Origin of the sequence: Pseudomonas helleri, assembly GCF_009600315.1 — a bacterium.
GTDB lineage: Bacteria > Pseudomonadota > Gammaproteobacteria > Pseudomonadales > Pseudomonadaceae > Aquipseudomonas > Aquipseudomonas helleri_A.
Genome location: NZ_WIWC01000026.1, coordinates 1 through 25,165 on the forward strand (window position 1 = coordinate 1; position 25,165 = coordinate 25,165).

Genomic DNA, 25,165 nt, shown 5'->3' on the forward strand with positions numbered 1-25,165 from the left:
GTGAAACGATGCATCGCCGATGGTAGTGTGGGGTTTCCCCATGTGAGAGTAGGTCATCGTCAAGATTAAATTCCAAACCCCCTGTCTGCTAACGCAGACAGGGGGTTTGTTTTTGTGGGCAAAAAAATCCAAGGGATTAGGGCTCTTTATTTTTAAAGAGCGTTTCCTGTGTTTGTGAAAGTGTTTTTGGCAGATCTGCCAGCATCTCCGATAACGCAGTAATGCTTTGGGGGGGCTGGGTATGCAATGGTCTAGCGCATAGCTATCATGCCTCCCTCATTGTGAGGTGATACGTGAATGCTAACGTTGTTGGAACTCCTTAAAGATGGTCGATTTCACTCGGGGCAGGCCTTGGGTCAAGCCCTCGGTATAAGCCGAAGTGCTGTATGGAAGCAGTTGCAGCACTTAGAGTCAGACTTGAACTTATCTATTCATAAGGTTCGCGGTCGTGGTTATCAATTAGCTTCACCGCTAGTGCTGCTTGATTCCGAGCAGATCCCCTCTACACCTTGGCCAGCGTTCATTCATCAGACCCTGGACTCAACAAACGCCGAGGCCTTGCGTTGTGTGGGCCGAGGTGAGGTCGCTCCTTTTATTGTTTTGGCGGAGCAGCAAAGTGCGGGGCGAGGTCGCCGAGGTCGTAAGTGGGTCAGTCCGTTCGCAGAAAATATCTACTACAGTCTCGTGCTGCGCATTGAGGGGGGGATGCGTCAGCTTGAAGGACTTAGTTTAGTTGTCGGTCTGGCTGTATTAAATGCGTTACGCGATATCGGCACTATTAATGCCGGCCTCAAATGGCCAAATGATGTGCTCGTGGGTAGCAAAAAAATCGCTGGCATTCTGCTTGAGTTAGTCGGTGATCCAGCGGACGTCTGTCATGTTGTGTTGGGCATTGGCATCAACGTCAATATGAAGTCGGCCGAAGAGGTTGATCAGGCATGGACGTCTATTCGTTTGGAAACTGGTCGCTCTATTAATCGTAATGAATTCATTGTCATTCTTAATAACAGGCTGCATCAATATTTGCAGCAGCATGAGATGCAGGGTTTTTCTGTTATGCAGTCTGAGTGGGAAGAAAATCATCTATGGCAAGGGAGGGATGTGTCGTTAATCGCAGGTACTCACAAGGTCGACGGTAAAGTTCTTGGCATTGATCGACAGGGTGCTTTGCGTATAGATGTGGCCGGTACGGAGAAAGTATTCAGCGGTGGCGAATTGAGTTTGAGGTTGCGCCATGATTCTTGAATTGGACTGCGGCAATAGCTTTATAAAGTGGCGTGTACTTAACGGTAATGTCTCGGTCTGTGGGGGAGTTGCAGATTCAAATGCTGCGCTGGTTAGTGCTGTGTCGGCGCACGCAGGATTGGGTATACGCGGTTGTCGTTTGGTGAGCGTGCGAAGTGATGAAGAAACCGCTGATCTTATTTCTATACTTGAGACCAGCTTTGGGCTGGAAGTACTCAGCGCCCAGCCAGCGCGAGCTGTGGCAGGAGTTAGAAATGGCTACGACGACTTCAAGCGTTTGGGTTTGGATCGTTGGGTAGCACTGTTGGGTGGGTTTGAGCTGGCCAAAGGTGCGTGCTTGATACTTGATTTCGGCACAGCAGTAACCTCTGACTTTGTAGCGGCTGATGGTGCTCACTTGGGTGGGTTCATTTGTCCTGGATTCCCCTTGATGCGCAGCCAGCTGCGCACCCATACGCGGCGTATCCGATACGACAATGTTTTAGCAGAACAAGCATTACACAGTTGTACTCCAGGTCGGTCTACTGCGGAGGCCGTCGAGCGTGGTTGCTTGTTGATGTTGCGAGGGTTTGTCATAACCCAGTTGCAACTTGCGCATGAGTATTGGGGGGATGACTTTGTCGTATTCCTTACTGGCGGCGATGCTGGCCTTGTGGCAGATGTGGTGCCAGATGCGAAGCTTGTTCAGGATCTAGTCTTTGTCGGTTTGGCGGTTGCTTGTCCCATGGCGTGAGGTTTCTATGCGTTGGCTGTTTCTGCTCCTTGTCGTGCTGAATGTTTTTTACTATGTATGGCATAAGCTCGAAGCTCCATTGAAGATCAGGGAGGTCCAGTCGATATCAGAGTCTGTGGAGGGCAGGCGCACAATCCAATTGCTTAGCGAGGTGCAGCTCGCGGTCTCTTTGGCTAATTATCAGAAAGCGTCCGGTTCTAGCGGATTCTGCATTTATCTTGCTGATATTAATGATGCTGGGCAGGTGCGCAGCTTAGAGCTGAAGCTGGCAAGTCTCAATTTAAGGCTTGTGCGAGTAACTCCTCTAACCGCGGAAATTGAAGCAGTTCGCTATCGTGTTGCTCGGAAAAGCCCGCTGCAGGTAAGTGAGGAGTTAATGCAGGGGCTTGCTAATGAATTCAATGGCTTAATATACAAAAAAAGCAGGTGCTAGGGGTTGCGGCTCTCCCTTTCTTTGCATAGAATGGCGCCCGCTCCACAGTGAACATCTAAAGGTGAACACGAAGTGGAGTGAGTCGATTTTCTAACTTGATGATTTTGTTAAGAAAAGTGATTGACAAAGAGTTGGGATGCTGTAGAATCCCGCTCAGCTCAGGAGGGGTTCCCGAGCGGCCAAAGGGATCAGACTGTAAATCTGACGTCTACGACTTCGAAGGTTCGAATCCTTCCCCCTCCACCATATTTGTACAAATCAGCATGATTTGCGGGTGTAGTTTAGTGGTAGAACCTCAGCCTTCCAAGCTGATGATGCGGGTTCGATTCCCGCCACCCGCTCCATTTGTGCTGGCTTGAAGGTAGATTTTGCTCTTGTAGCTCAGTTGGTAGAGCACACCCTTGGTAAGGGTGAGGTCAGCGGTTCAAATCCGCTCAAGAGCTCCATATAACAAGGCAGATATGAAAATATCTGCCTTTGTTTTAGCGGGTTGTAAAGCTTGTCTGGGGTGTTTGCTGGTGGTGCTCTGTTTTTGCGCTGCTGCTCCAGTTGGCAATTGCTGTTGTGAGTGGCTTGCATACAGTTGCTTGCAGTTTCTGCTGGGTCCGCTTGGGCCTTTCTGCAAAAGTAATTGCTTTGGTTGTTGAAAAGTCTCTCTCGGGTCGGCATAATCGGCGGCTCGATAATGTTTTAGGTCAGTAGCTCAATTGGCAGAGCGACGGTCTCCAAAACCGTAGGTTGGGGGTTCGATTCCCTCCTGACCTGCCAGATTCTCTCATTGCATCTGGCTTTCTTTTCACAGGATCCTCTTTGATGACTCCCAAGGCTGAAGTTCAAGGCTCTCGCTTCGATCTACTCAAGTGGCTAGCAGTTGTTGCCCTTGTCGTGGTTGGCGTTGTTGGGAATCAGTATTATTCTGGTTCGCCGATCCTGTATCGCGTCATCGCTCTCCTTGTTATTGCTGCTGTTGCTGCCTACATTGGGTTGCAGACCGCTAAAGGCAAGTCGTTCGCTGTCCTGGTAAAGGAAGCTCGTGCTGAAATTCGTAAAGTCGTATGGCCAACTCGCCAAGAAACTACGCAGACCACGTTGATCGTGGTGGCTGTTGTTCTTGTTATGGCGTTGCTGTTGTGGGGTTTAGATTCCCTGCTCGGTTGGCTCGTTTTCTTGATTGTTGGCTAAGGGTGTCCCGTGGCTAAGCGTTGGTACGTTGTGCATGCTTATTCGGGTTACGAAAAGCATGTTATGCGCTCTTTGATTGAGCGTATTAAGCTGGCAGGCATGGAAGATGGCTTCGGCGAGATTCTGGTTCCCACTGAAGAAGTGGTTGAAATGCGTAATGGCCAGAAGCGCAAAAGCGAGCGGAAATTCTTCCCTGGTTATGTGCTAGTTCAAATGGACATGAACGAAGGTACTTGGCACTTAGTCAAGGATACCCCTCGCGTCATGGGCTTTATTGGTGGCACCGCTGACAAGCCAGCGCCGATCACAGATAAAGAAGCAGAAGCAATTCTGCGTCGCGTTGCTGATGGTAGCGACAAACCTAAGCCGAAGACGTTGTTCGAGCCTGGTGAAGTTGTTCGAGTCACTGACGGCCCGTTTGCCGATTTTAATGGCACGGTTGAAGAAGTAAATTACGAAAAGAGTCGCATCCAAGTGGCTGTGCTCATTTTCGGTCGCTCTACTCCGGTAGAGCTAGAGTTCAGTCAGGTCGAAAAGGTCTAGCTGAGCACGCATCCCAACCCCATGGCTTCGGCTGTGGGGTTTTGTCGTCACTGGGATAAACACGCAAGTAACCGGGGAGCCTTTTAATTTAGGCGTCTGAACCCGTAATTGGAGTGCCTCATGGCCAAGAAGATTACCGCTTACATCAAGCTGCAAGTGAAGGCCGCTCAGGCCAACCCAAGCCCACCTGTTGGTCCAGCTCTGGGTCAGCACGGTGTGAACATCATGGAATTCTGCAAAGCTTTCAACGCCCGTACTCAGGGTATTGAGCCAGGCCTGCCGACTCCTGTGATCATCACTGTATACAGCGACCGTAGCTTCACATTCGAAACCAAATCGACCCCTGCTTCGGTACTGCTGAAGAAGGCTGCCGGTTTGACCAGCGGTTCCGCTCGTCCAAACACCGTTAAGGTTGGCACTGTTACTCGTGCACAGCTGGAAGAAATCGCGAAAACCAAAAACGCGGATCTGACTGCTGCTGACATGGATGCAGCCGTGCGTACCATCGCCGGTTCTGCTCGTAGCATGGGCCTTAACGTGGAGGGTGTGTAATGGCTAAGCTGACTAAGCGCCAAAAGGCTATCGCCGGTAAAATTGAAGCTGGCAAGTCTTACAACTTCGTAGACGCTGCTGCTCTGTTGGCCGAGCTGTCGACTGTTAAGTTCAGCGAGTCTTTTGACATCGCTATCAACTTGGGCGTAGACCCACGTAAATCTGACCAGGTTGTTCGTAGCGCTACTGTGCTGCCACACGGCACTGGCAAGACTGTACGTGTAGCTGTGTTCACTCAGGGTCCAGCTGCTGAAGCTGCTCTGGCAGCCGGCGCAGATCGCGTTGGTATGGACGACCTGGCCGCAGAAATGAAAGGCGGCGACCTGAACTATGACGTGGTTATTGCCTCCCCGGACGCAATGCGTGTTGTAGGTCAGTTGGGTCAGATCCTGGGTCCGCGTGGCCTGATGCCTAACCCTAAGGTTGGTACAGTAACTCCCGACGTAGCGACTGCGGTTAAGAACGCAAAAGCTGGTCAGGTTCGTTATCGCACCGACAAAAACGGTATCATCCACACTTCCGTTGGCAAGGTCGGTTTCGACGCTGTCAAGCTGAAGGAAAACGTTGAAGCTCTGGTCGCTGATCTTAAGCGTATCAAACCAGCTTCCTCGAAAGGTATTTACGTTAAGCGCGTCACCCTGAGCACCACTATGGGCCCAGGCTTGGTCATCGACCAAGGTTCTTTGGACGCGTAAAACAAATTGGCGCAGCATGCTGCGCCAATGAAAGATTGGGGTCCCTGCCTGGCGGGGGCTATCCAAGACCGTAGGCGGTGAAAGCCTTAAACCTCAAGCCTACGCAGATGGTGCTCCCGGTTCCTTACCGAATCAGACACCAAAACGACATCCGACTCAGGTTGGATGAAACGGTAACAAGCAGGAGTTAAACCCGTGGCAATTAAACTCGAAGACAAGAAGGCCATCGTCGCTGAAGTCAACGAGGCTGCCAAAGTTGCCCTGTCCGCTGTTGTGGCTGATGCCCGCGGTGTGACAGTAAGCGCTATGACCGGACTCCGTAAAGAGGCTCGTGAAGCTGGCGTTTACGTACGTGTTGTACGTAACACCCTGCTAAAGCGCGCTGTTGCTGACACTGAATACAGTGTTCTCAACGACGTGTTCACTGGCCCTACCTTGATTGCGTTCTCCCAGGAACATCCGGGCGCTGCTGCTCGTATTTTCAAAGAGTTCGCTAAAGGTCAGGATAAGTTCGAGATCAAGGCAGCTGCGTTCGAGGGCAAGTTCCTCGCAGCTAATCAGATCGACGTACTGGCAAGTCTGCCGACCCGTGACGAAGCCATTTCTCAGCTGATGAGCGTGATTCAAGGCGCTACCAGCAAATTGGCTCGTACTCTGGCGGCACTTCGCGACCAGAAAGAAGCAGCTGCAGCCTAAGGCTCGGCAACTCCTTTCAGCGTTTATTGTTTATTTCGATGGCCGCTTAGGCTGTCACCCCAATACAGGAATTAATAGTCATGTCTCTGACTAACGACCAAATCATCGAAGCAATCGGCGAAAAATCCGTTCTGGAAATCGTTGAACTGATCAAAGCAATGGAAGAGAAGTTCGGCGTTTCCGCTGCTGCTGCTTCTGCTGGTCCTGCTGCTGCCGCTGCTGTTGTTGAAGAGCAAACTGAATTCAACGTCATGCTGCTGGAAGCTGGCGAGAAGAAAGTTAACGTGATCAAGGCTGTTCGTGAGCTGACTGGTCTGGGCTTGAAAGAAGCTAAGGCAGTAGTTGACGGCGCTCCAGCTATGGTTCTGGAAGCTGTTGCTAAAGACGCAGCTGACAAAGCCAAGGCTACCTTGGAAGAAGCAGGCGCTAAAGTCGAGCTGAAGTAAGCATCGACCTTGCGTCTCCAGCCCTGGCGTTAAGCCGAGGCTGATGGCTGGTGGCTCTTGCCACCGGCCTTTTTCCGTTACTGGCAACCGACTAGGTTGGTGCTTTTAACGTGCTGTAACCACCCTGTGCGGTGGAGCAAACCAAGGGGTTTGCACGATTTTCTGGCTGCTCCCGTCGGGAGAGGCCAAACAAGCAGGTGACCAAGCTGGGGAACGCTGATGGCTTACTCATATACTGAGAAAAAACGTATCCGCAAGGACTTTAGCAAGTTGCCGGACGTCATGGATGTGCCGTATCTCTTGGCAATCCAGCTGGATTCGTATCGTGAATTCTTGCAGGCGGGAGCGACTAAAGATAAGTTCCGCGACGTGGGCCTGCATGCGGCCTTCAAATCCGTTTTCCCGATCATCAGCTACTCCGGCAATGCTGCGCTGGAGTATGTCGGTTATCGTTTGGGCGAGCCGGCATTTGATGTCAAAGAATGCGTGTTGCGTGGTGTAACGTACGCCGTACCTTTGCGGGTAAAAGTTCGTTTGATCATTTTCGACAAAGAATCGTCGAACAAAGCGATCAAGGACATCAAAGAGCAAGAAGTCTACATGGGTGAAATCCCCCTGATGACTGAGAACGGTACCTTTGTAATCAATGGTACCGAGCGTGTAATTGTTTCCCAGCTGCACCGTTCCCCGGGCGTGTTCTTTGACCACGACCGCGGCAAGACGCACAGCTCCGGTAAGCTGCTTTATTCCGCGCGTATCATTCCTTACCGTGGTTCGTGGTTGGACTTCGAGTTCGACCCGAAAGACTGCGTGTTCGTTCGTATTGACCGTCGTCGCAAGCTGCCTGCATCGGTATTGCTGCGCGCGTTGGGTTATACCACCGAGCAAGTGCTGGACGCGTTTTACACCACTAACGTGTTCCATGTTCAAGGCGAAAGCATCAGCCTGGAACTGGTTCCACAGCGCCTTCGCGGTGAAATCGCGGCCATCGATATTACCGATGATAAAGGCAAGGTTATTGTTGAGCAGGGTCGTCGTATTACTGCTCGCCACATTAACCAGCTGGAAAAGGCCGGTATCAAGCAGCTCGTTATGCCTCTGGACTACGTCCTGGGTCGCACAACGGCCAAGGCTATCGTGCATCCGGCAACCGGCGAGATCATTGCTGAGTGCAACACCGAGCTGACCACTGAAATTCTGGCAAAAATTGCCAAGAGCCAGGTTGTTCGCATCGAAACGTTGTACACCAACGATATCGACTGCGGTCCGTTCGTCTCCGACACTCTGAAGATTGATTCCACCAGCAACCAATTGGAAGCGCTGGTCGAGATCTATCGCATGATGCGTCCGGGCGAGCCGCCAACCAAAGATGCTGCCGAGACTCTGTTCAACAACCTGTTCTTCAGCCCTGAGCGCTATGACCTGTCTGCGGTCGGCCGGATGAAGTTCAACCGTCGTATCGGTCGTACCGAGATCGAAGGTTCGGGCGTGTTGTGCAAAGAAGACATCGTCGCGGTATTGAAGACTCTGGTCGACATCCGTAACGGTAAAGGCATTGTCGATGACATCGACCACCTGGGTAACCGTCGTGTTCGCTGTGTAGGCGAAATGGCTGAAAACCAGTTCCGCGTTGGCTTGGTGCGTGTTGAGCGTGCAGTCAAAGAGCGTCTGTCGATGGCTGAAAGCGAAGGCCTGATGCCGCAAGACCTGATCAACGCCAAGCCTGTGGCTGCCGCGGTGAAAGAGTTCTTCGGTTCCAGCCAGCTGTCTCAGTTTATGGACCAGAACAACCCGCTGTCCGAGATCACCCACAAGCGCCGTGTTTCTGCACTGGGCCCGGGCGGTCTGACGCGTGAGCGTGCGGGCTTTGAAGTTCGTGACGTACACCCGACTCACTACGGCCGTGTATGCCCGATTGAAACGCCAGAAGGCCCGAACATCGGTCTGATCAACTCCTTGGCTGCCTATGCGCGCACTAACCAGTACGGCTTCCTCGAGAGCCCGTACCGTGTGGTGAAAGACGCACTGGTGACCGACGAGATCGTCTTCCTGTCTGCCATCGAAGAAGCTGATCACGTGATCGCTCAGGCTTCGGCCACGATGAACGACAAGAAAGTCCTGGTCGACGAGCTGGTAGCTGTTCGTCACTTGAACGAGTTCACCGTTAAGGCGCCGGAAGACGTCACCTTGATGGATGTTTCGCCGAAGCAGGTAGTTTCGGTTGCAGCGTCGCTGATCCCGTTCCTGGAACACGATGACGCCAACCGTGCGTTGATGGGTTCCAACATGCAGCGTCAAGCTGTACCAACCCTGCGCGCTGACAAGCCGCTGGTGGGTACCGGCATGGAGCGTAACGTAGCGCGTGACTCCGGCGTTTGCGTCGTAGCTCGTCGTGGCGGTGTTATCGACTCTGTTGATGCCAGCCGTATTGTGGTTCGTGTTGCTGATGATGAAGTTGAAACTGGCGAAGCCGGTGTCGACATCTACAACCTGACCAAATACACCCGCTCCAACCAGAACACCTGCATTAACCAGCGTCCGCTGGTTCGCAAAGGTGATCGTGTTCAGCGTAGCGACATCATGGCTGATGGCCCGTCCACCGATATGGGTGAGCTGGCATTGGGTCAGAACATGCGCATCGCGTTCATGGCCTGGAACGGTTACAACTTCGAAGACTCCATCTGCTTGTCGGAACGAGTTGTTCAAGAAGATCGCTTTACCACGATCCACATTCAGGAACTGACCTGTGTGGCGCGTGACACCAAGCTTGGGCCTGAAGAGATCACTGCGGACATCCCTAACGTGGGTGAAGCTGCACTGAACAAACTGGACGAAGCCGGTATCGTTTACGTAGGTGCTGAAGTTGGCGCTGGCGACATTCTGGTTGGTAAGGTCACTCCGAAAGGTGAGACTCAACTGACGCCAGAAGAGAAGCTGTTGCGTGCAATCTTTGGCGAAAAAGCCAGCGACGTTAAAGACACCTCCCTGCGTGTACCTACCGGTACCAAAGGTACTGTTATCGACGTACAGGTCTTCACTCGCGATGGCGTGGAGCGTGATGCTCGTGCACTGTCCATCGAGAAGACTCAGCTGGACGAGATCCGCAAGGACTTGAACGAAGAGTTCCGTATTGTTGAAGGTGCTACTTTCGAGCGTCTGCGTTCTGCTCTGGTTGGCCGTATAGCCGAGGGCGGTGCCGGTCTTAAGAAAGGTCAGGAAATCACTCATGAAATCCTGGACGGTCTTGAGCATGGTCAGTGGTTCAAACTGCGTATGGCTGAAGATGCTCTGAACGAGCAGCTCGAAAAGGCTCAGGCTTACATCATCGATCGCCGTCGTCTGCTTGACGACAAGTTCGAAGACAAGAAGCGCAAACTGCAGCAAGGCGATGACCTGGCTCCAGGCGTGCTGAAAATCGTCAAGGTTTACCTGGCAATCCGTCGTCGCATCCAGCCGGGTGACAAGATGGCTGGTCGTCACGGTAACAAAGGTGTGGTCTCCGTGATCATGCCGGTTGAAGACATGCCGTACGATGCCAATGGCACTCCGGTCGATGTTGTTCTCAACCCGTTGGGCGTACCTTCGCGTATGAACGTTGGTCAGATTCTCGAAACTCACCTGGGCCTCGCAGCCAAAGGTTTGGGCGAGAAGATCAACCTCATGATTGAAGAGCAGCGCAAGGTCGCTGACCTGCGTAAGTTCCTGCATGAGATCTACAACGAAATTGGCGGTCGTCAAGAAAGCCTGGATGACTTCTCTGATCAGGAAATTCTTGATCTGGCGAAGAACCTTCGCGGCGGTGTGCCGATGGCTACCCCGGTGTTCGACGGTGCCAAAGAAAGTGAAATCAAGGCAATGCTTCGTTTGGCTGACCTGCCAGACAGCGGCCAGATGACACTGACTGATGGTCGTACCGGCAACCAGTTCGAGCGTCCGGTAACCGTTGGCTACATGTACATGCTGAAGCTGAACCACTTGGTAGACGACAAGATGCACGCTCGTTCTACCGGTTCTTACAGCCTGGTTACTCAGCAGCCGCTGGGTGGTAAGGCGCAGTTCGGTGGTCAGCGTTTCGGGGAGATGGAGGTCTGGGCGCTGGAAGCCTACGGCGCGGCATACACTCTGCAAGAAATGCTCACAGTGAAGTCGGACGATGTGAACGGCCGTACCAAGATGTACAAAAACATCGTGGATGGCGATCACCGTATGGAGCCGGGCATGCCCGAGTCCTTCAACGTGTTGATCAAAGAAATTCGTTCCCTCGGCATCGATATCGATCTGGAAACCGAATAACACGTGACGCGAATCGAGAGCGGGGCTTTTTGCCCGCTCTCTGCTCCGCCAGGAGGAAAGGCCTTGAAAGACCTACTGAATTTGCTGAAAAACCAGGGTCAAGTCGAAGAGTTCGACGCCATCCGTATTGGATTGGCATCGCCTGAGATGATCCGTTCGTGGTCGTTCGGTGAAGTTAAAAAGCCGGAAACCATCAACTACCGTACGTTCAAGCCTGAGCGTGACGGCCTGTTCTGCGCCAAAATCTTTGGCCCGGTAAAGGATTACGAGTGCCTGTGCGGTAAGTACAAGCGCTTGAAGCACCGTGGTGTGATCTGTGAGAAGTGTGGCGTTGAAGTCGCACTGGCCAAGGTCCGTCGCGAGCGCATGGCTCACATCGAACTGGCTTCGCCAGTGGCTCACATCTGGTTCCTTAAATCGCTGCCGTCCCGTATCGGCTTGCTGATGGACATGACCCTGCGTGATATCGAACGTGTTCTCTACTTCGAGAGCTATGTCGTTATCGATCCGGGCATGACCACTCTGGAAAAAGGTCAGCTGCTGAACGATGAGCAGTACTTCGAAGCGCTGGAAGAGTTCGGCGACGACTTTGACGCCCGTATGGGTGCTGAAGCTGTCCGCGAGCTGCTGCACGCTATCGATCTGGAGCACGAGATTGGCCGTCTGCGCGAAGAAATTCCGCAAACCAACTCCGAAACCAAAATCAAGAAGCTGTCCAAGCGCTTGAAGTTGATGGAGGCCTTCTTGGGCTCCGGCAACCTTCCAGAGTGGATGGTTCTGACCGTTCTGCCGGTTCTGCCGCCAGATCTGCGTCCTTTGGTTCCGTTGGATGGTGGTCGTTTCGCGACTTCCGACCTCAACGATCTGTACCGTCGAGTGATCAACCGTAACAACCGCTTGAAGCGCCTGCTTGATCTGTCCGCTCCGGACATCATCGTGCGTAACGAAAAGCGCATGTTGCAAGAAGCGGTCGACGCACTGCTCGACAACGGCCGTCGCGGTCGTGCTATTACAGGTTCCAACAAGCGTCCTCTGAAATCCTTGGCTGACATGATCAAGGGTAAGCAAGGCCGTTTCCGTCAGAACTTGCTCGGTAAGCGTGTTGACTACTCGGGTCGTTCGGTAATTACCGTAGGTCCGACCCTGCGTCTGCACCAGTGCGGTCTGCCTAAGAAAATGGCTCTCGAGCTGTTCAAGCCGTTCATCTTCGGCAAGTTGGAAATGCGTGGTCTTGCTACCACCATTAAAGCCGCCAAGAAGATGGTTGAGCGCGAGCTGCCGGAAGTTTGGGACGTTCTCGCTGAAGTTATCCGCGAACACCCAGTGCTCCTCAACCGTGCACCGACCCTTCACCGTTTGGGCATCCAGGCGTTTGAACCGGTACTGATCGAAGGTAAGGCTATCCAGCTGCACCCTCTGGTCTGTGCTGCGTACAACGCCGACTTCGACGGCGACCAAATGGCCGTGCACGTACCGCTGACACTGGAAGCCCAGTTGGAAGCGCGTGCGTTGATGATGTCGACCAACAACATTCTGTCGCCAGCCAACGGTGAGCCAATCATCGTGCCGTCGCAGGACGTTGTATTGGGTCTGTACTACATGACGCGTGAAGCGATCAACGCCAAAGGCGAAGGTCGTGTGTTCGCTGACTTGCAGGAAGTTGACCGTGTATTCCGTGCTGGCGAAGCTGCTTTGCATGCCAAGGTCAAGGTTCGCATCAGCGAAACCGTAAACGACCGTGATGGCGGCAGCGTGAGCAACACCCGTATCGTCGACACTACTGTCGGTCGTGCGCTGTTGTTCCAGGTTGTACCAAAAGGTCTGTCGTACGACGTCGTCAACTTGCCGATGAAGAAAAAAGCGATCTCCAAACTGATCAACCAGTGCTACCGCGTGGTTGGTTTGAAAGAGACCGTGATCTTCGCTGACCAGTTGATGTACACAGGTTTTGCTTACTCGACCATCTCCGGCGTTTCCATCGGTGTTAACGACTTCGTTATCCCGGATGAAAAGGCTCGCATCATCGCGGCTGCAACCGATGAAGTGAAAGAGATCGAAAGCCAGTACGCCTCCGGCCTGGTAACTCAGGGCGAGAAGTACAACAAAGTAATCGACCTTTGGTCGAAAGCTAACGACGAAGTTTCCAAGGCTATGATGTCGAACCTCTCGAAAGAGAAGGTTATTGACCGTCACGGCGTTGAAGTTGAGCAAGAGTCGTTCAACTCGATGTACATGATGGCCGACTCCGGTGCTCGGGGTTCTGCTGCGCAGATCCGTCAGCTGGCCGGTATGCGTGGTCTGATGGCCAAGCCAGACGGTTCCATCATCGAAACGCCGATTACTGCGAACTTCCGTGAAGGTTTGAGCGTACTTCAGTACTTCATCTCGACTCACGGTGCTCGTAAGGGTCTGGCGGATACCGCCTTGAAAACAGCTAACTCCGGTTATCTGACGCGTCGTCTGGTAGACGTAGCCCAAGACTTGGTGGTAACAGAAGTTGACTGTGGTACCGAACACGGTCTGCTGATGACTCCGCACATCGAAGGCGGTGACGTTGTTGAGCCATTGGGTGAGCGCGTTCTGGGTCGAGTAATCGCCCGTGACGTCTTCAAGCCGGGTACTGAGGAAGTTATCGTTCCTGCAGGCACTCTGGTAGACGAGAAGTGGGTTGAATTCATCGAGCTGAACAGCATCGACGAAGTTATCGTACGCTCGCCAATCAGCTGCGAAACTCGTTTCGGTATCTGCGCCAAGTGCTACGGTCGTGATCTGGCTCGTGGTCACCAGGTGAACATCGGTGAAGCTGTCGGCGTAATTGCTGCACAGTCGATCGGTGAGCCGGGTACACAGCTGACCATGCGTACGTTCCACATTGGTGGTGCGGCAAGCCGGACCTCTGCTGCTGACAGCGTTCAGGTGAAAAATGGCGGTACCGTCCGTCTGCACAACCTGAAGCACGTTGAGCGAGTAGATGGCTGTCTGGTAGCGGTGTCGCGTTCCGGTGAGCTGGCAATCGCTGATGACTACGGTCGTGAGCGTGAGCGTTACAAGCTGCCATACGGCGCCGTTATTTCGGTTAAAGAAGGTGACAAGGTTGACGCTGGCTCTATCGTAGCCAAGTGGGATCCGCACACTCACCCAATCGTTACCGAAATGAAAGGTACCGTGACCTACGTGGGCATGGAAGAGGGCATCACGATCAAACGTCAGACTGACGAATTGACCGGTATGACCAACATTGAAGTGCTTGATGCCAAAGATCGTCCAGCTGCCGGCAAGGACATTCGTCCAGCCGTTAAGATGGTGGGTGTTGATGGTAAGGATCTGCTGTTGCCAGGTACTGACGTACCGGCCCAGTACTTCCTGCCAGCTAACGCCTTGGTCGGTGTAGCGGATGGCGCGGAAATCGCGATCGGTGATGTTATCGCTCGTATTCCGCAAGAAACTTCGAAAACTCGAGACATCACCGGTGGTCTGCCGCGGGTTGCTGACTTGTTCGAAGCCCGTCGTCCGAAAGAAGCCTCGATTCTGGCTGAAGTCAGCGGCACCATCGCGTTCGGTAAAGAAACCAAAGGCAAGCGTCGTCTGGTTATTACCCCGAACGATGGTACTGATCCGTACGAAGAGCTGATTCCAAAGTGGCGTCACCTGAACGTCTTCGAAGGCGAGCAAGTGAACCGCGGCGAAGTTATTTCCGACGGTCCTAGCGATCCACATGACATCCTGCGTCTGCTGGGTGTGAGTGCGCTGGCCAAGTACATCGTTAACGAGATCCAGGACGTTTACCGTCTGCAAGGCGTGAAAATCAACGACAAGCACATCGAGACCATTCTGCGTCAGATGCTGCGTAAAGTTGAGATTGCCGAGTCTGGCGATTCCACCTTCATCAAGGGCGACCAGATGGAGTTGACGCAGGTATTGACCGAGAACGAGCGTCTGGGCAACGAAGACAAGTTCGTGTCCAAGTTCACTCGCGTCCTGCTGGGTATCACCAAGGCCTCGTTGTCGACTGAATCGTTCATCTCCGCGGCCTCTTTCCAAGAGACTACCCGCGTACTGACCGAAGCAGCGGTAACCGGCAAGCGCGATTACCTGCGCGGCCTGAAAGAAAACGTAGTCGTTGGTCGTTTGATCCCGGCAGGTACCGGTCTGGCTTACCACAGCGAGCGCAAGCGCCGCCGTGATGCTGACAAACCGTTGCGCGTAAGCGCCAGTGAAGTGGAAGCTGCACTGACCGAAGCACTGAACTCGAGCGGTAACTGAGTTCTGCGGTAAATGATGGGCGGGCCCCGGCAGTTCCGTTCATCGAATCCTGGCAAAATGTCTGGGTTTGGTGAGTGGAAGTGTCGGGGCCTTGCCTTGACTGGGGGCAAGATCCTCTTTAGACTCTTGTACCCCTAAATTTGGCGGGAATTCGTTCCTGCCATTTTGCTTTTCTTGCAAGACAATAGCGTCGCAAGACAACAGTGGAGCTAGTAGATGGCAACTATCAACCAGCTGGTACGTCAGCCGCGTAAGCGTATCGTCGAGAAATCCGACGTACCTGCGCTGCAAAACTGCCCGCAACGTCGTGGCGTATGCACCCGTGTGTATACAACTACGCCGAAAAAACCTAACTCGGCACTGCGTAAAGTATGCCGTGTGCGTCTGACCAACGGTTTCGAGGTTTCCTCGTACATCGGCGGTGAAGGCCACAACCTGCAAGAGCACAGCGTGGTACTGATTCGTGGCGGTCGTGTAAAAGACTTGCCAGGTGTTCGTTATCACACCGTTCGCGGCTCTTTGGATACTTCCGGCGTTAAAGGTCGTAACCAAGGTCGTTCGAAGTACGGTACCAAGAAGCCGAAGTAGTATTCGGTTGCTGGTAAATAATGCAGATTTCTTTTTTTCTGAGTCGATAAGAGTAAGGTCGGACGTGCATCCACTGGGTGTAATGGTTCCGAGCTAACCTGAAGACCGTTTGAGGGCTTATCCATGCCAAGAAGACGCGTAGCAGCCAAGCGCGATGTGCTTGACGATCCAAAATACGGAAGCCAAATTCTGGCCAAGTTCATGAACCACGTGATGGAAAGCGGCAAAAAAGCCGTTGCCGAACGTATCGTTTATGGCGCGCTGGAAAAGGTTAAAGAACGCAAGAACAGCGATCCCCTGGAAATCTTCGAGAAAGCTCTCGACGCCATCGCTCCGCTGGTCGAAGTGAAGTCGCGCCGTGTAGGCGGTGCTACTTACCAGGTTCCGGTCGAAGTTCGCCCGTCCCGTCGTAACGCCCTGGCAATGCGCTGGTTGGTAGACTTCGCCCGCAAGCGCGGCGAGAAGTCTATGGCTCTGCGCTTGGCTGGCGAACTGTTGGACGCTGCCGAAGGCAAAGGCGCAGCAGTTAAGAAGCGTGAAGACGTGCACCGTATGGCTGAAGCCAACAAAGCTTTCTCGCACTACCGCTTCTAATTTCAGCGCAACTCATTTTGCGAGGGCTTTATGGCTCGTACTACTCCGATTAATCGCTACCGTAACATCGGTATCGTTGCTCACGTGGATGCTGGTAAAACCACCACCACCGAGCGCGTCCTTTTTTACACTGGCAAAAGTCACAAAATGGGCGAGGTGCATGACGGCGCCGCGACCACAGACTGGATGGTTCAGGAGCAGGAGCGTGGTATTACCATTACTTCTGCTGCTATTACCGCCTTCTGGCAGGGTTCCGTTAAGCAGCACAAAGACCAGTATCGTTTCAACGTAATCGATACACCGGGCCACGTTGACTTCACTATTGAAGTTGAGCGTTCCCTGCGTGTACTCGACGGCGCGGTCGTTGTGTTCTGCGGTACTTCGGGTGTTGAGCCTCAGTCGGAAACCGTATGGCGTCAAGCCAACAAATACGGCGTTCCACGTCTTGTTTACGTAAACAAGATGGACCGTGCTGGTGCCAACTTCCTGCGCGTGATCGGTCAGATCAAGCAGCGTCTGGGTCACACTCCGGTGCCAATCCAATTGGCTATCGGTTCAGAAGACAACTTCCAGGGTCAGATCGATCTGATGTCCATGGAAGCTGTTTACTGGAATGATGCTGACAAAGGTATGACTCCACGTCGTGAAGCAATTCCTGCTGAATTGCTGGAATTGGCTGAAGAGTGGCGCGGTAACATGGTTGAGGCTGCTGCCGAAGCCAGCGAAGAACTGATGAACAAGTACCTCGAGGGTGAAGAACTCACCAACGAGGAAATCAAGGCCGCTCTGCGTCAGCGTACTATCGCTGGTGAGATCGTTCTGGCTGTTTGTGGTTCTTCGTTCAAGAACAAGGGTGTTCCCCTGGTTCTCGACGCCGTTATCGACTACTTGCCTGCCCCGTCCGAGATTCCTGCCATCAAGGGTACTGACCCGGATGACGAGACTATCGAGCTGGAGCGTCATGCAGACGACAACGAGCCGTTCTCGGCTCTGGCGTTCAAGATTGCTACTGACCCATTCGTGGGTACTCTGACCTTCGTCCGCGTTTACTCGGGCGTGTTGAACTCCGGTGACGGCGTAATCAACTCGGTTAAAGGTAAGAAAGAGCGCGTGGGTCGTATGGTGCAAATGCACGCAAACGCCCGTGAAGAGATCAAGGAAGTACGCGCTGGTGACATCGCGGCCTTGATCGGCATGAAGGACGTCACCACTGGTGAAACCTTGTGCGCCGCTGACAAGCCAATCATTCTGGTTCGTATGGACTTCCCGGAGCCGGTTATTTCGGTTGCCGTTGAGCCTAAGACCAAGGATGACCAGGAAAAAATGGGTATCGCACTGGGCAAGCTTGCTCAGGAAGATCCATCTTTCCGCGTAAAAACTGATGAAGAAACTGGTCAAACGATCATTTCTGGCATGGGCGAGCTGCACTTGGACATCCTGGTTGACCGGATGCGCCGTGAGTTCAACGTCGAAGCCAACATCGGTAAGCCTCAGGTTTCGTATCGTGAGCGCATCACGAAGAGCTGTGAGATCGAAGGCAAGTTCGTTCGTCAGTCCGGCGGTCGTGGTCAGTTTGGCCATTGCTGGATCCGTTTTGCACCTGCTGACGAAGGTCAGGAAGGTCTGCAGTTCGTGAACGAAGTGGTAGGTGGTGTGGTTCCTAAGGAATACATCCCGGCTATCCAGAAGGGTATCGAAGAGCAGATGAAGAACGGTGTTGTTGCCGGCTATCCGCTGATCGGCCTGAAGGCTACCGTGTTTGATGGTTCTTACCACGACGTCGACTCCAACGAGATGGCGTTTAAGGTGGCTGCTTCCATGGCTACCAAGCAATTGGCCTCCAAAGGTGGTGGTGAGTTGCTTGAGCCGATCATGGCGGTAGAGGTTGTTACACCTGAAGACTATATGGGTGACGTGATGGGCGACTTGAATCGTCGTCGCGGCATGATCCAGGGTATGGAAGATACGGTCTCCGGCAAAGTAATTCGTGCTGAAGTACCGTTGGGTGAAATGTTCGGTTATGCGACCGACGTTCGTTCCATGTCTCAGGGTCGCGCAAGCTACTCTATGGAATTCAAAAAATACGATACAGCTCCGTCGCACATCGTCGAAGCTGTTACTAAAAAACAAGGCTGATTTAGTTCAGTCCTTTAGGCAAGGAGTTAATTGTCGTGGCTAAAGAAAAATTTGATCGTTCCCTACCGCACGTCAACGTTGGCACTATCGGTCACGTTGACCATGGTAAAACCACACTGACCGCAGCTCTGACTCGTGTTTGCTCCGAAGTTTTCGGTTCGGCAATCGTTGACTTCGATAAAATCGACAGCGCGCCAGAAGAAAAAGCTCGTGGTATCACGATCAACACTGCGCACGTTGAGTACAACTCGCTGATCCGTCACTACGCTCACGTTGACTGCCCAGGTCACGCTGACTATGTGAAGAACATGATCACCGGTGCTGCTCAGATGGACGGCGCTATCCTGGTTTGTTCGGCCGCTGATGGTCCGATGCCACAAACCCGTGAGCACATCCTGCTGTCCCGTCAGGTTGGCGTTCCGTACATCGTGGTCTTCCTGAACAAGGCTGACCTGGTAGACGACGCTGAGCTGCTGGAACTGGTTGAGATGGAAGTTCGTGACCTGCTGTCGACTTACGACTTCCCAGGCGACGACACTCCGATCATCATCGGTTCGGCTCGTATGGCGCTGGAAGGCAAAGACGACAACGAAATGGGCACCACTGCCGTTCGTAAACTGGTTGAAACTCTGGATACTTACATTCCAGATCCAGTTCGTGTTGTCGACAAGCCGTTCCTGATGCCAATTGAAGACGTGTTCTCGATCTCCGGTCGCGGTACTGTTGTGACTGGTCGTATCGAGCGCGGTATCGTTCGCGTTCAAGATCCGCTGGAAATCGTTGGTCTGCGTGACACAACTGTTACCACTTGCACCGGCGTTGAAATGTTCCGCAAGCTGCTTGACGAAGGTCGTGCGGGCGAGAACTGCGGCGTTCTGTTGCGTGGTACCAAGCGTGACGACGTTGAGCGTGGCCAGGTTCTGGTTAAGCCAGGTTCGGTTAAGCCGCACACCAAGTTCGAAGCTGAAGTTTATGTTTTGAGCAAGGAAGAAGGCGGTCGTCACACTCCGTTCTTCAAAGGCTACCGTCCTCAGTTCTACTTCCGTACAACTGACGTAACTGGTAACTGCGAACTGCCGGAAGGCGTTGAGATGGTAATGCCGGGCGACAACATCAAAATGGTTGTTACCCTGATCAAAACTATCGCAATGGAAGACGGCCTGCGTTTCGCAATCCGTGAAGGCGGTCGTACTGTAGGCGCTGGCGTTGTAGCCAAAATCATCGAGTAATCGTTGATCGCTTAAAAAGGCCCCCGCTCAGCGGGGGCTTTTTTATTGAGTTGACACCCGCTGGGGCCGTCTATAGAATTGCGCCTCCTTTTAACGGGCGTATTGCGCTCGGTGGGAACAGCAATCGGAGTCTGAAATCCAATGCAAAATCAGCAAATCCGTATCAGGTTGAAGGCTTTTGACCATCGCCTGATCGACCAATCAACCCAGGAAATCGTGGAAACCGCGAAACGTACTGGTGCTCAGGTTCGTGGTCCTATTCCACTGCCTACTCGTAAAGAGCGGTTCACTGTTCTGGTTTCCCCGCACGTCAACAAAGACGCGCGTGACCAGTACGAGATCCGTACTCATAAGCGCGTACTGGACATCGTTCAGCCAACGGATAAAACCGTTGATGCACTTATGAAGCTAGATCTGGCGGCCGGTGTGGAAGTACAGATCAGCCTCGGCTAAGACTTGGGTCTTAGTCGTGTAACGCTCTGAAATGGGCGGCCATAGCGGGTGAAAGCCCCGTACACTCATGAGGTTTACAACATGACTATTGGTGTAGTCGGTCGTAAATGCGGTATGACCCGTATTTTCACCGAAGAAGGTGTCTCCATTCCGGTCACGGTCATTGAGATCGAGCCGAATCGCGTCACCCAGTTCAAAACTGAAGAAACCGATGGCTATCGTGCAGTGCAAGTCACTGTCGGCGAGCGTCGCGCTTCGCGCGTAACAGCTGCTCAGGCGGGTCACTTCGCCAAAGCAAACGTTGCTGCTGGTCGTACCGTAATGGAATTCCGCCTTGAAGAAGGCGAGTACCAGGCAGGCGATCTGATCAACGCTGAAATCTTCACCGCAGGTCAGATGGTCGATGTGACCGGTCAGTCCAAAGGTAAAGGCTTCCAGGGTACGATCAAGCGTTGGAATTTCCGTGGCCAAGATAACACTCACGGTAACTCCGTTTCCCACCGCGTCCCGGGCTCTATTGGCCAGTGCCAGACTCCTGGTCGTGTATTCAAGGGCAAAAAAATGTCCGGTCATATGGGCGCTGAGCGCGTGACCGTGCAGTCCCTCGAAGTAGTGCGCGTCGACGCTGAACGCAATCTGTTGTTGGTCAAGGGTGCTGTTCCTGGCGCTACTGGCGGCAACCTGGTTGTACGTCCGGCGGCCAAGGCTCGCGGTTAAGGGGAAGCTGACATGCAATTAAATGTAAATGACGCTCAAGCGATCGAAGTTTCCGAACTGACATTCGGCGGCGAGTTCAATGAGACGCTGGTTCACCAAGCAGTCGTGGCCTACATGGCCGGCGGCCGTCAAGGTAGCAAGCAGCAAAAAACCCGTTCCGACGTTCGTGGTGGCGGTAAGCGCCCTTGGCGTCAGAAAGGTACTGGCCGTGCTCGTGCTGGTACTATCCGTAGCCCAATCTGGCGCGGCGGTGGTACTACTTTCGCAGCTCGCCCACAAGATCACTCTCAGAAGCTGAACAAGAAGATGTATCGCGCAGCAATGCGTTCCATCCTTGCTGAGCTGGTGCGTACTGATCGTCTGGTCGTGGTTCAGGACTTCGCTGTTGAAGCGCCGAAAACCAAAGATCTGCTGAACAAACTGACTGGCATGGGTCTGACAGACGTCTTGATCGTGTCTGAAGTTGTTGATCAGAACCTGTACCTGGCTGCTCGTAACCTGCCACACGTTGATGTTCGTGACGTGCAAGGTTCCGATCCAGTTAGTCTGATCGCATACGACAAGGTGTTGATCACCGTGTCGGCCGTGAAGAAATTCGAGGAGCTGCTGGGATGAACCAGGAACGCGTATTTAAAGTTCTGCTTGGCCCGCACGTTTCCGAGAAGGCTACGGTTCTGGCAGACAAGAAAGGCCAGTTCGTTTTCAAGGTTGCTACTGATGCAACCAAGCTGGAAATCAAGAAGGCCGTCGAAAGCCTGTTCAGCGTGAAAGTTGAGCGTGTTACTACCCTGAATGTTCTGGGTAAGAGCAAGCGCACCGCTCGCGGCGTGGGCAAGCGTAATGACTGGAAGAAGGCAGTAATCTCCCTTCAGCCAGGCCAAGATCTCGATTTCAGCAGCAGTGCTGAGTAAGGAAGGGGTGCATCATGGCAATCGTTAAATGCAAACCGACTTCCCCTGGCCGCCGTCATGTGGTCAAGGTGGTCAACCAGGAGCTGCATAAAGGCGCTCCTCACGCACCGCTGCTCGAGAAAAAATCGAAGTCTGGTGGTCGTAACAATAATGGCCGTATTACCACTCGTCACATCGGTGGTGGTCATAAACAGCATTACCGTATGGTCGACTTCCGTCGCAACGACAAAGATGGCATTCCAGCCACTGTTGAGCGTATCGAATACGATCCAAACCGTACTGCTCACATTGCTCTTATGTTGTACGCAGACGGCGAACGCCGTTACATCATCGCCCCTAAAGGCGTGAGCGCTGGCGACCAGCTGATCTCGGGTGCTTTGGCTCCGATCAAGCCAGGCAACCAGTTGCAACTGCGCAGCATTCCAGTTGGTAGCACCGTACACGGCATCGAATTGAAGCCGGGCAAAGGCGCACAGATCGCTCGTTCCGCTGGTGCTTCGGCTCAGCTGGTCGCTCGTGATGGTGTCTACGTGACCCTGCGTCTGCGTTCCGGTGAAATGCGTAAAGTATTGGCTGAATGCCGTGCAACGCTGGGCGAAGTCTCGAACTCCGAGCACAGCCTGCGTTCGCTGGGTAAAGCTGGTGCCAAACGCTGGCGTGGCGTTCGCCCAACCGTTCGTGGTGTTGCCATGAACCCGGTTGACCACCCACATGGTGGTGGTGAAGGTCGTACCTCTGGTGGTCGTCATCCGGTATCGCCATGGGGCTTCCCGACTAAGGGCGCGAAGACTCGTGGTAATAAGCGTACCGACAAAATGATCGTCCGTCGTCGCAAGTAAATAGAGGGATACGACAGTGCCACGTTCTCTGAAAAAAGGTCCTTTTATTGATCTTCACCTACTGAAGAAGATCGAAGTGGCGGCGGAAAAGAACGATCGCAAACCGGTGAAAACCTGGTCGCGTCGTTCGATGATCCTGCCACAAATGGTCGGTCTGACCATCGCTGTGCATAACGGTCGTCTTCATGTCCCAGTTCTCGTGAACGAAGACATGGTTGGCCATAAACTAGGCGAGTTTGCCGGTACCCGCACTTATCGTGGGCACGTGGCAGACAAGAAAGCCAAGCGTTAAGGGGTAAGGAACGATGGAAGTAGCCGCTAAGTTGTCGGGCGCTCGAATCTCCGCCCAGAAAGCCCGCTTGGTCGCCGACCAGATCCGCGGGAAGAAGGTGGGCGAAGCGCTCAACCTGTTGGCTTTCAGCAACAAGAAAGCCGCCGAGATCATCAAGAAAGTGCTGGAGTCGGCCGTAGCCAACGCCGAGCATAACGAAGGCGCAGACGTTGACGACCTTAAAGTCGCTACCGTTTTCGTCAACGAAGGGCGTTCGCTGAAGCGCATCATGCCGCGTGCCAAAGGCCGCGCTGATCGCATCGTCAAGCGGTCTTGCCATATCACTGTCAAGGTTGCTGACAAGTAACGGAGTCGAAGAGATGGGTCAGAAAGTACATCCCATTGGCATTCGCCTGGGAATCGTCAAGGAGCACACCTCCGTCTGGTACGCAGACGGTCGGACTTATGCGGACTACTTGTTCGCAGATCTGAAGGTGCGTGAATACCTCCAAGACAAACTAAAAAGCGCGTCCGTAAGCCGTATCGATATCCATCGTCCGGCCCAAACTGCACGCATCACCATCCACACCGCTCGTCCAGGTATTGTTATCGGGAAGAAAGGTGAAGATGTTGAGAAACTGCGTCAGGACCTGACCAAGCAAATGGGTGTGCCTGTGCACATCAATATCGAAGAGATCCGCAAGCCGGAACTCGACGGTATGCTGGTTGCGCAGAGCGTAGCTCAGCAGCTGGAGCGTCGTGTAATGTTCCGTCGCGCGATGAAACGCGCTGTACAGAACGCTATGCGCATTGGTGCCAAAGGCATCAAAATCCAAGTGAGCGGTCGTCTCGGCGGTGCTGAAATTGCACGTACTGAATGGTATCGCGAAGGTCGTGTGCCATTGCACACCCTGCGTGCCGACATCGACTATGCCAACTACGAAGCTCACACCACTTACGGTGTGATCGGTGTAAAGGTTTGGATCTTCAAAGGCGAAGTAATTGGTGGTCGCCAAGAAGAACTGAAGCCACAAGCACCAGCGCCTCGTAAAAAAGCTGCTAAGTAAGGGGTACGCCAAATGTTACAACCTAAGCGTACGAAGTTCCGCAAGCAGATGACTGGCCACAACCGTGGCTTGGCATTGCGCGGTAGCAAAGTCAGCTTCGGCGAATATGCGCTGAAGTCTGTTGCTCGTGGTCGTCTCACCGCTCGTCAGATCGAGTCAGCGCGTCGTGCACTGACCCGTCACGTTAAACGTGGCGGCAAGATCTGGATCCGTGTATTCCCGGACAAGCCTGTAACCAAAAAGCCACTCGAAGTTCGGATGGGTAAAGGTAAGGGTAACGTGGAATATTGGGTTGCCCAGATTCAGCCAGGCAAAGTCCTGTATGAAATCGAGGGTGTTACTGAAGAGCTGGCGCGTGAGGCTTTCGCCCTGGCTGCTGCAAAGCTGCCGCTCGCCACCTCCTTTGTTAAACGGACGGTGATGTGATGAAAGCGAATGAACTTCGTGAAAAATCCGCACAGCAGCTGAACGAGCAACTGCTCGGCTTGCTGCGCGACCAGTTCAATCTGCGTATGCAGAAAGCAACTGGCCAGTTGGGGCAGTCGCATCTGCTCTCGCAAGTTAAGCGTGACATTGCTCGCGTGAAGACTGTGCTCAAACAGCAGGCAGGTAAGTAATCATGGCTGAAGCCGAAAAAACTGTCCGTACGCTGACTGGCCGTGTTGTCAGCGACAAGATGGACAAAACCATCACCGTTCTGATTGAGCGTCGCGTTAAGCACCCGATCTACGGTAAATACGTTAAGCGTTCGACTAAGCTGCACGCGCACGACGAAACCAATCAGTGCCACATCGGCGACAAAGTCACTATTCGTGAAACTCGTCCGCTGGCCAAGACTAAGTCTTGGGCATTGGTTGATGTTCTCGAACGCGCTGTGGAAGTCTAAGGACTAGGGGTCGGAGAAATTATATGATTCAGACTCAATCCATGCTCGATGTGGCCGATAACAGCGGCGCACGCCGCGTTATGTGCATCAAGGTGCTGGGTGGCTCCCATCGTCGTTACGCTGGTATCGGTGACATCATCAAAGTTACCGTGAAGGAAGCAATTCCTCGCGGTAAGGTGAAAAAAGGCCAAGTGATGACTGCTGTTGTAGTCCGCACTCGTCACGGCGTACGTCGTGCTGATGGCTCTATTATCCGCTTTGATGGCAACGCTGCTGTTCTTCTGAACAACAAGCAAGAGCCGATCGGCACCCGTATCTTTGGGCCAGTGACCCGTGAACTTCGTACTGAGAAGTTCATGAAGATCGTCTCGCTCGCCCCAGAAGTGCTGTAAG

27 protein-coding genes and 4 tRNA genes are annotated in these 25,165 nt (G+C 53.2%); all 31 read left to right on the top strand.

The window, feature by feature from the left end:
* The first annotated feature begins 297 nt into the window (after nucleotides 1–297).
* The 31 genes from birA to rplN all read left to right on the top strand — a co-directional run bounded on the left by birA (nucleotide 298) and on the right by rplN (nucleotide 25,164).
* A complete protein-coding gene (gene birA / locus GHN86_RS15355) occupies nucleotides 298–1,245 on the top strand; it encodes a bifunctional biotin--[acetyl-CoA-carboxylase] ligase/biotin operon repressor BirA (RefSeq protein WP_153379996.1) in 948 nt (315 codons plus the stop codon).
* A complete protein-coding gene (locus GHN86_RS15360; RefSeq protein ID WP_153379994.1) occupies nucleotides 1,235–1,978 on the top strand; it encodes a pantothenate kinase in 744 nt (247 codons plus the stop codon). The genes birA and GHN86_RS15360 overlap by 11 nt, the downstream gene beginning before the upstream one ends.
* A gap of 7 nt (nucleotides 1,979–1,985) precedes the next feature.
* Nucleotides 1,986–2,411: a hypothetical protein gene (locus tag GHN86_RS15365; RefSeq protein ID WP_153386879.1), complete on the top strand. Its 426-nt coding sequence runs from the start codon at nucleotides 1,986–1,988 to the stop codon at nucleotides 2,409–2,411.
* A gap of 161 nt (nucleotides 2,412–2,572) precedes the next feature.
* Nucleotides 2,573–2,657 (top strand) — tRNA-Tyr (locus GHN86_RS15370).
* 24 nt (nucleotides 2,658–2,681) lie between these two features.
* Nucleotides 2,682–2,755: transfer RNA gene (locus GHN86_RS15375), tRNA-Gly, on the top strand.
* A 26-nt stretch (nucleotides 2,756–2,781) separates the two neighbouring features.
* Nucleotides 2,782–2,857 (top strand) — tRNA-Thr (locus GHN86_RS15380).
* 246 nt (nucleotides 2,858–3,103) lie between these two features.
* Nucleotides 3,104–3,179, top strand: a tRNA-Trp gene (locus GHN86_RS15385).
* A gap of 45 nt (nucleotides 3,180–3,224) precedes the next feature.
* Nucleotides 3,225–3,593: a preprotein translocase subunit SecE gene (secE, locus tag GHN86_RS15390; protein ID WP_153386881.1), complete on the top strand. Its 369-nt coding sequence runs from the start codon at nucleotides 3,225–3,227 to the stop codon at nucleotides 3,591–3,593.
* Between the two features lie 9 nt (nucleotides 3,594–3,602).
* Complete coding sequence (gene nusG / locus GHN86_RS15395; RefSeq protein ID WP_094992107.1) at nucleotides 3,603–4,136, top strand: transcription termination/antitermination protein NusG; 534 nt, start codon at nucleotides 3,603–3,605, stop codon at nucleotides 4,134–4,136.
* 120 nt (nucleotides 4,137–4,256) lie between these two features.
* Nucleotides 4,257–4,688 (top strand): 50S ribosomal protein L11, encoded by a 432-nt coding sequence (rplK, locus tag GHN86_RS15400; protein ID WP_003210097.1) that lies wholly within the window; start codon nucleotides 4,257–4,259, stop codon nucleotides 4,686–4,688.
* Nucleotides 4,688–5,383 (top strand): 50S ribosomal protein L1, encoded by a 696-nt coding sequence (rplA, locus tag GHN86_RS15405; protein ID WP_122785688.1) that lies wholly within the window; start codon nucleotides 4,688–4,690, stop codon nucleotides 5,381–5,383. The genes rplK and rplA overlap by 1 nt, the downstream gene beginning before the upstream one ends.
* 195 nt (nucleotides 5,384–5,578) lie before the next feature.
* Nucleotides 5,579–6,079, top strand: coding sequence for a 50S ribosomal protein L10 (rplJ, locus tag GHN86_RS15410; protein WP_122785687.1), 501 nt, complete (start codon nucleotides 5,579–5,581; stop codon nucleotides 6,077–6,079).
* Between the two features lie 80 nt (nucleotides 6,080–6,159).
* Entirely contained in the window at nucleotides 6,160–6,525 is a 366-nt protein-coding gene (gene rplL, locus GHN86_RS15415) for a 50S ribosomal protein L7/L12 (protein WP_048378431.1), read from the top strand.
* 219 nt (nucleotides 6,526–6,744) lie between these two features.
* Nucleotides 6,745–10,818 carry a DNA-directed RNA polymerase subunit beta gene (rpoB, locus tag GHN86_RS15420; RefSeq protein WP_153379990.1) on the top strand — a complete coding sequence of 1,358 codons (4,074 nt, stop codon included), beginning with the start codon at nucleotides 6,745–6,747 and terminating at the stop codon, nucleotides 10,816–10,818.
* Between the two features lie 63 nt (nucleotides 10,819–10,881).
* A complete protein-coding gene (rpoC, locus tag GHN86_RS15425; RefSeq protein ID WP_153379988.1) occupies nucleotides 10,882–15,081 on the top strand; it encodes a DNA-directed RNA polymerase subunit beta' in 4,200 nt (1,399 codons plus the stop codon).
* A gap of 216 nt (nucleotides 15,082–15,297) precedes the next feature.
* Nucleotides 15,298–15,669 (top strand): 30S ribosomal protein S12, encoded by a 372-nt coding sequence (gene rpsL, locus GHN86_RS15430; protein ID WP_002555494.1) that lies wholly within the window; start codon nucleotides 15,298–15,300, stop codon nucleotides 15,667–15,669.
* A gap of 123 nt (nucleotides 15,670–15,792) precedes the next feature.
* The gene (gene rpsG, locus GHN86_RS15435; RefSeq protein WP_019824369.1) at nucleotides 15,793–16,263 is read left to right on the top strand and encodes a 30S ribosomal protein S7; all 471 of its coding nucleotides are present in this window, start codon (nucleotides 15,793–15,795) and stop codon (nucleotides 16,261–16,263) included.
* A 30-nt stretch (nucleotides 16,264–16,293) separates the two neighbouring features.
* The gene (gene fusA, locus GHN86_RS15440) at nucleotides 16,294–18,399 is read left to right on the top strand and encodes an elongation factor G (RefSeq protein ID WP_153379986.1); all 2,106 of its coding nucleotides are present in this window, start codon (nucleotides 16,294–16,296) and stop codon (nucleotides 18,397–18,399) included.
* A 35-nt stretch (nucleotides 18,400–18,434) separates the two neighbouring features.
* A complete protein-coding gene (gene tuf, locus GHN86_RS15445; protein WP_042561351.1) occupies nucleotides 18,435–19,628 on the top strand; it encodes an elongation factor Tu in 1,194 nt (397 codons plus the stop codon).
* Between the two features lie 141 nt (nucleotides 19,629–19,769).
* Complete coding sequence (gene rpsJ, locus GHN86_RS15450) at nucleotides 19,770–20,081, top strand: 30S ribosomal protein S10 (RefSeq protein ID WP_003186070.1); 312 nt, start codon at nucleotides 19,770–19,772, stop codon at nucleotides 20,079–20,081.
* Nucleotides 20,082–20,162: 81 nt separating this feature from the next.
* The gene (gene rplC, locus GHN86_RS15455; RefSeq protein ID WP_003444377.1) at nucleotides 20,163–20,798 is read left to right on the top strand and encodes a 50S ribosomal protein L3; all 636 of its coding nucleotides are present in this window, start codon (nucleotides 20,163–20,165) and stop codon (nucleotides 20,796–20,798) included.
* Between the two features lie 12 nt (nucleotides 20,799–20,810).
* A complete protein-coding gene (gene rplD / locus GHN86_RS15460; RefSeq protein WP_019409903.1) occupies nucleotides 20,811–21,413 on the top strand; it encodes a 50S ribosomal protein L4 in 603 nt (200 codons plus the stop codon).
* On the top strand, nucleotides 21,410–21,709 hold the full coding sequence (gene rplW / locus GHN86_RS15465; protein WP_003444375.1) for a 50S ribosomal protein L23: 300 nt from the start codon (nucleotides 21,410–21,412) through the stop codon (nucleotides 21,707–21,709). The genes rplD and rplW overlap by 4 nt, the downstream gene beginning before the upstream one ends.
* A 14-nt stretch (nucleotides 21,710–21,723) precedes the next feature.
* Entirely contained in the window at nucleotides 21,724–22,548 is an 825-nt protein-coding gene (gene rplB / locus GHN86_RS15470) for a 50S ribosomal protein L2 (RefSeq protein ID WP_048401541.1), read from the top strand.
* A 16-nt stretch (nucleotides 22,549–22,564) separates the two neighbouring features.
* Nucleotides 22,565–22,840: a 30S ribosomal protein S19 gene (gene rpsS / locus GHN86_RS15475; protein WP_003232420.1), complete on the top strand. Its 276-nt coding sequence runs from the start codon at nucleotides 22,565–22,567 to the stop codon at nucleotides 22,838–22,840.
* A gap of 13 nt (nucleotides 22,841–22,853) precedes the next feature.
* On the top strand, nucleotides 22,854–23,186 hold the full coding sequence (gene rplV / locus GHN86_RS15480) for a 50S ribosomal protein L22 (protein WP_003444373.1): 333 nt from the start codon (nucleotides 22,854–22,856) through the stop codon (nucleotides 23,184–23,186).
* Nucleotides 23,187–23,199: 13 nt separating this feature from the next.
* Nucleotides 23,200–23,886 (top strand): 30S ribosomal protein S3, encoded by a 687-nt coding sequence (gene rpsC / locus GHN86_RS15485; protein ID WP_003176422.1) that lies wholly within the window; start codon nucleotides 23,200–23,202, stop codon nucleotides 23,884–23,886.
* A 12-nt stretch (nucleotides 23,887–23,898) separates the two neighbouring features.
* Nucleotides 23,899–24,312 carry a 50S ribosomal protein L16 gene (rplP, locus tag GHN86_RS15490; RefSeq protein WP_003444372.1) on the top strand — a complete coding sequence of 138 codons (414 nt, stop codon included), beginning with the start codon at nucleotides 23,899–23,901 and terminating at the stop codon, nucleotides 24,310–24,312.
* On the top strand, nucleotides 24,312–24,503 hold the full coding sequence (rpmC, locus tag GHN86_RS15495; RefSeq protein ID WP_003444371.1) for a 50S ribosomal protein L29: 192 nt from the start codon (nucleotides 24,312–24,314) through the stop codon (nucleotides 24,501–24,503). The genes rplP and rpmC overlap by 1 nt, the downstream gene beginning before the upstream one ends.
* Nucleotides 24,504–24,505: 2 nt before the next feature.
* Nucleotides 24,506–24,772, top strand: a complete 267-nt coding sequence (rpsQ, locus tag GHN86_RS15500) for a 30S ribosomal protein S17 (RefSeq protein ID WP_003176419.1) — start codon at nucleotides 24,506–24,508, stop codon at nucleotides 24,770–24,772.
* Nucleotides 24,773–24,795: 23 nt separating this feature from the next.
* Entirely contained in the window at nucleotides 24,796–25,164 is a 369-nt protein-coding gene (gene rplN / locus GHN86_RS15505; RefSeq protein ID WP_002555479.1) for a 50S ribosomal protein L14, read from the top strand.
* The last annotated feature ends 1 nt before the right edge of the window (nucleotide 25,165 follow it).

What these genes read in the sequence shown, in the direction of transcription:
- rplV (WP_003444373.1), top strand. Translation starts at nt 22,854, where the DNA reads ATGGAAGTAGCCGCTAAGTTGTCGGGCGCTCGAATCTCCGCCCAGAAA.
- rplK (WP_003210097.1), top strand. Translation starts at nt 4,257, where the DNA reads ATGGCCAAGAAGATTACCGCTTACATCAAGCTGCAAGTGAAGGCCGCT.
- GHN86_RS15360 (WP_153379994.1), top strand. Translation starts at nt 1,235, where the DNA reads ATGATTCTTGAATTGGACTGCGGCAATAGCTTTATAAAGTGGCGTGTA.
- rplN (WP_002555479.1), top strand. Translation starts at nt 24,796, where the DNA reads ATGATTCAGACTCAATCCATGCTCGATGTGGCCGATAACAGCGGCGCA.
- rpsL (WP_002555494.1), top strand. Translation starts at nt 15,298, where the DNA reads ATGGCAACTATCAACCAGCTGGTACGTCAGCCGCGTAAGCGTATCGTC.
- rplP (WP_003444372.1), top strand. Translation starts at nt 23,899, where the DNA reads ATGTTACAACCTAAGCGTACGAAGTTCCGCAAGCAGATGACTGGCCAC.
- rpmC (WP_003444371.1), top strand. Translation starts at nt 24,312, where the DNA reads ATGAAAGCGAATGAACTTCGTGAAAAATCCGCACAGCAGCTGAACGAG.
- rpsG (WP_019824369.1), top strand. Translation starts at nt 15,793, where the DNA reads ATGCCAAGAAGACGCGTAGCAGCCAAGCGCGATGTGCTTGACGATCCA.
- rplB (WP_048401541.1), top strand. Translation starts at nt 21,724, where the DNA reads ATGGCAATCGTTAAATGCAAACCGACTTCCCCTGGCCGCCGTCATGTG.
- fusA (WP_153379986.1), top strand. Translation starts at nt 16,294, where the DNA reads ATGGCTCGTACTACTCCGATTAATCGCTACCGTAACATCGGTATCGTT.
- birA (WP_153379996.1), top strand. Translation starts at nt 298, where the DNA reads ATGCTAACGTTGTTGGAACTCCTTAAAGATGGTCGATTTCACTCGGGG.
- rplC (WP_003444377.1), top strand. Translation starts at nt 20,163, where the DNA reads ATGACTATTGGTGTAGTCGGTCGTAAATGCGGTATGACCCGTATTTTC.
- rpsQ (WP_003176419.1), top strand. Translation starts at nt 24,506, where the DNA reads ATGGCTGAAGCCGAAAAAACTGTCCGTACGCTGACTGGCCGTGTTGTC.
- rpsJ (WP_003186070.1), top strand. Translation starts at nt 19,770, where the DNA reads ATGCAAAATCAGCAAATCCGTATCAGGTTGAAGGCTTTTGACCATCGC.
- rplD (WP_019409903.1), top strand. Translation starts at nt 20,811, where the DNA reads ATGCAATTAAATGTAAATGACGCTCAAGCGATCGAAGTTTCCGAACTG.
- GHN86_RS15365 (WP_153386879.1), top strand. Translation starts at nt 1,986, where the DNA reads ATGCGTTGGCTGTTTCTGCTCCTTGTCGTGCTGAATGTTTTTTACTAT.
- rplL (WP_048378431.1), top strand. Translation starts at nt 6,160, where the DNA reads ATGTCTCTGACTAACGACCAAATCATCGAAGCAATCGGCGAAAAATCC.
- rpsC (WP_003176422.1), top strand. Translation starts at nt 23,200, where the DNA reads ATGGGTCAGAAAGTACATCCCATTGGCATTCGCCTGGGAATCGTCAAG.
- rplW (WP_003444375.1), top strand. Translation starts at nt 21,410, where the DNA reads ATGAACCAGGAACGCGTATTTAAAGTTCTGCTTGGCCCGCACGTTTCC.
- secE (WP_153386881.1), top strand. Translation starts at nt 3,225, where the DNA reads ATGACTCCCAAGGCTGAAGTTCAAGGCTCTCGCTTCGATCTACTCAAG.
- rplA (WP_122785688.1), top strand. Translation starts at nt 4,688, where the DNA reads ATGGCTAAGCTGACTAAGCGCCAAAAGGCTATCGCCGGTAAAATTGAA.
- rpoB (WP_153379990.1), top strand. Translation starts at nt 6,745, where the DNA reads ATGGCTTACTCATATACTGAGAAAAAACGTATCCGCAAGGACTTTAGC.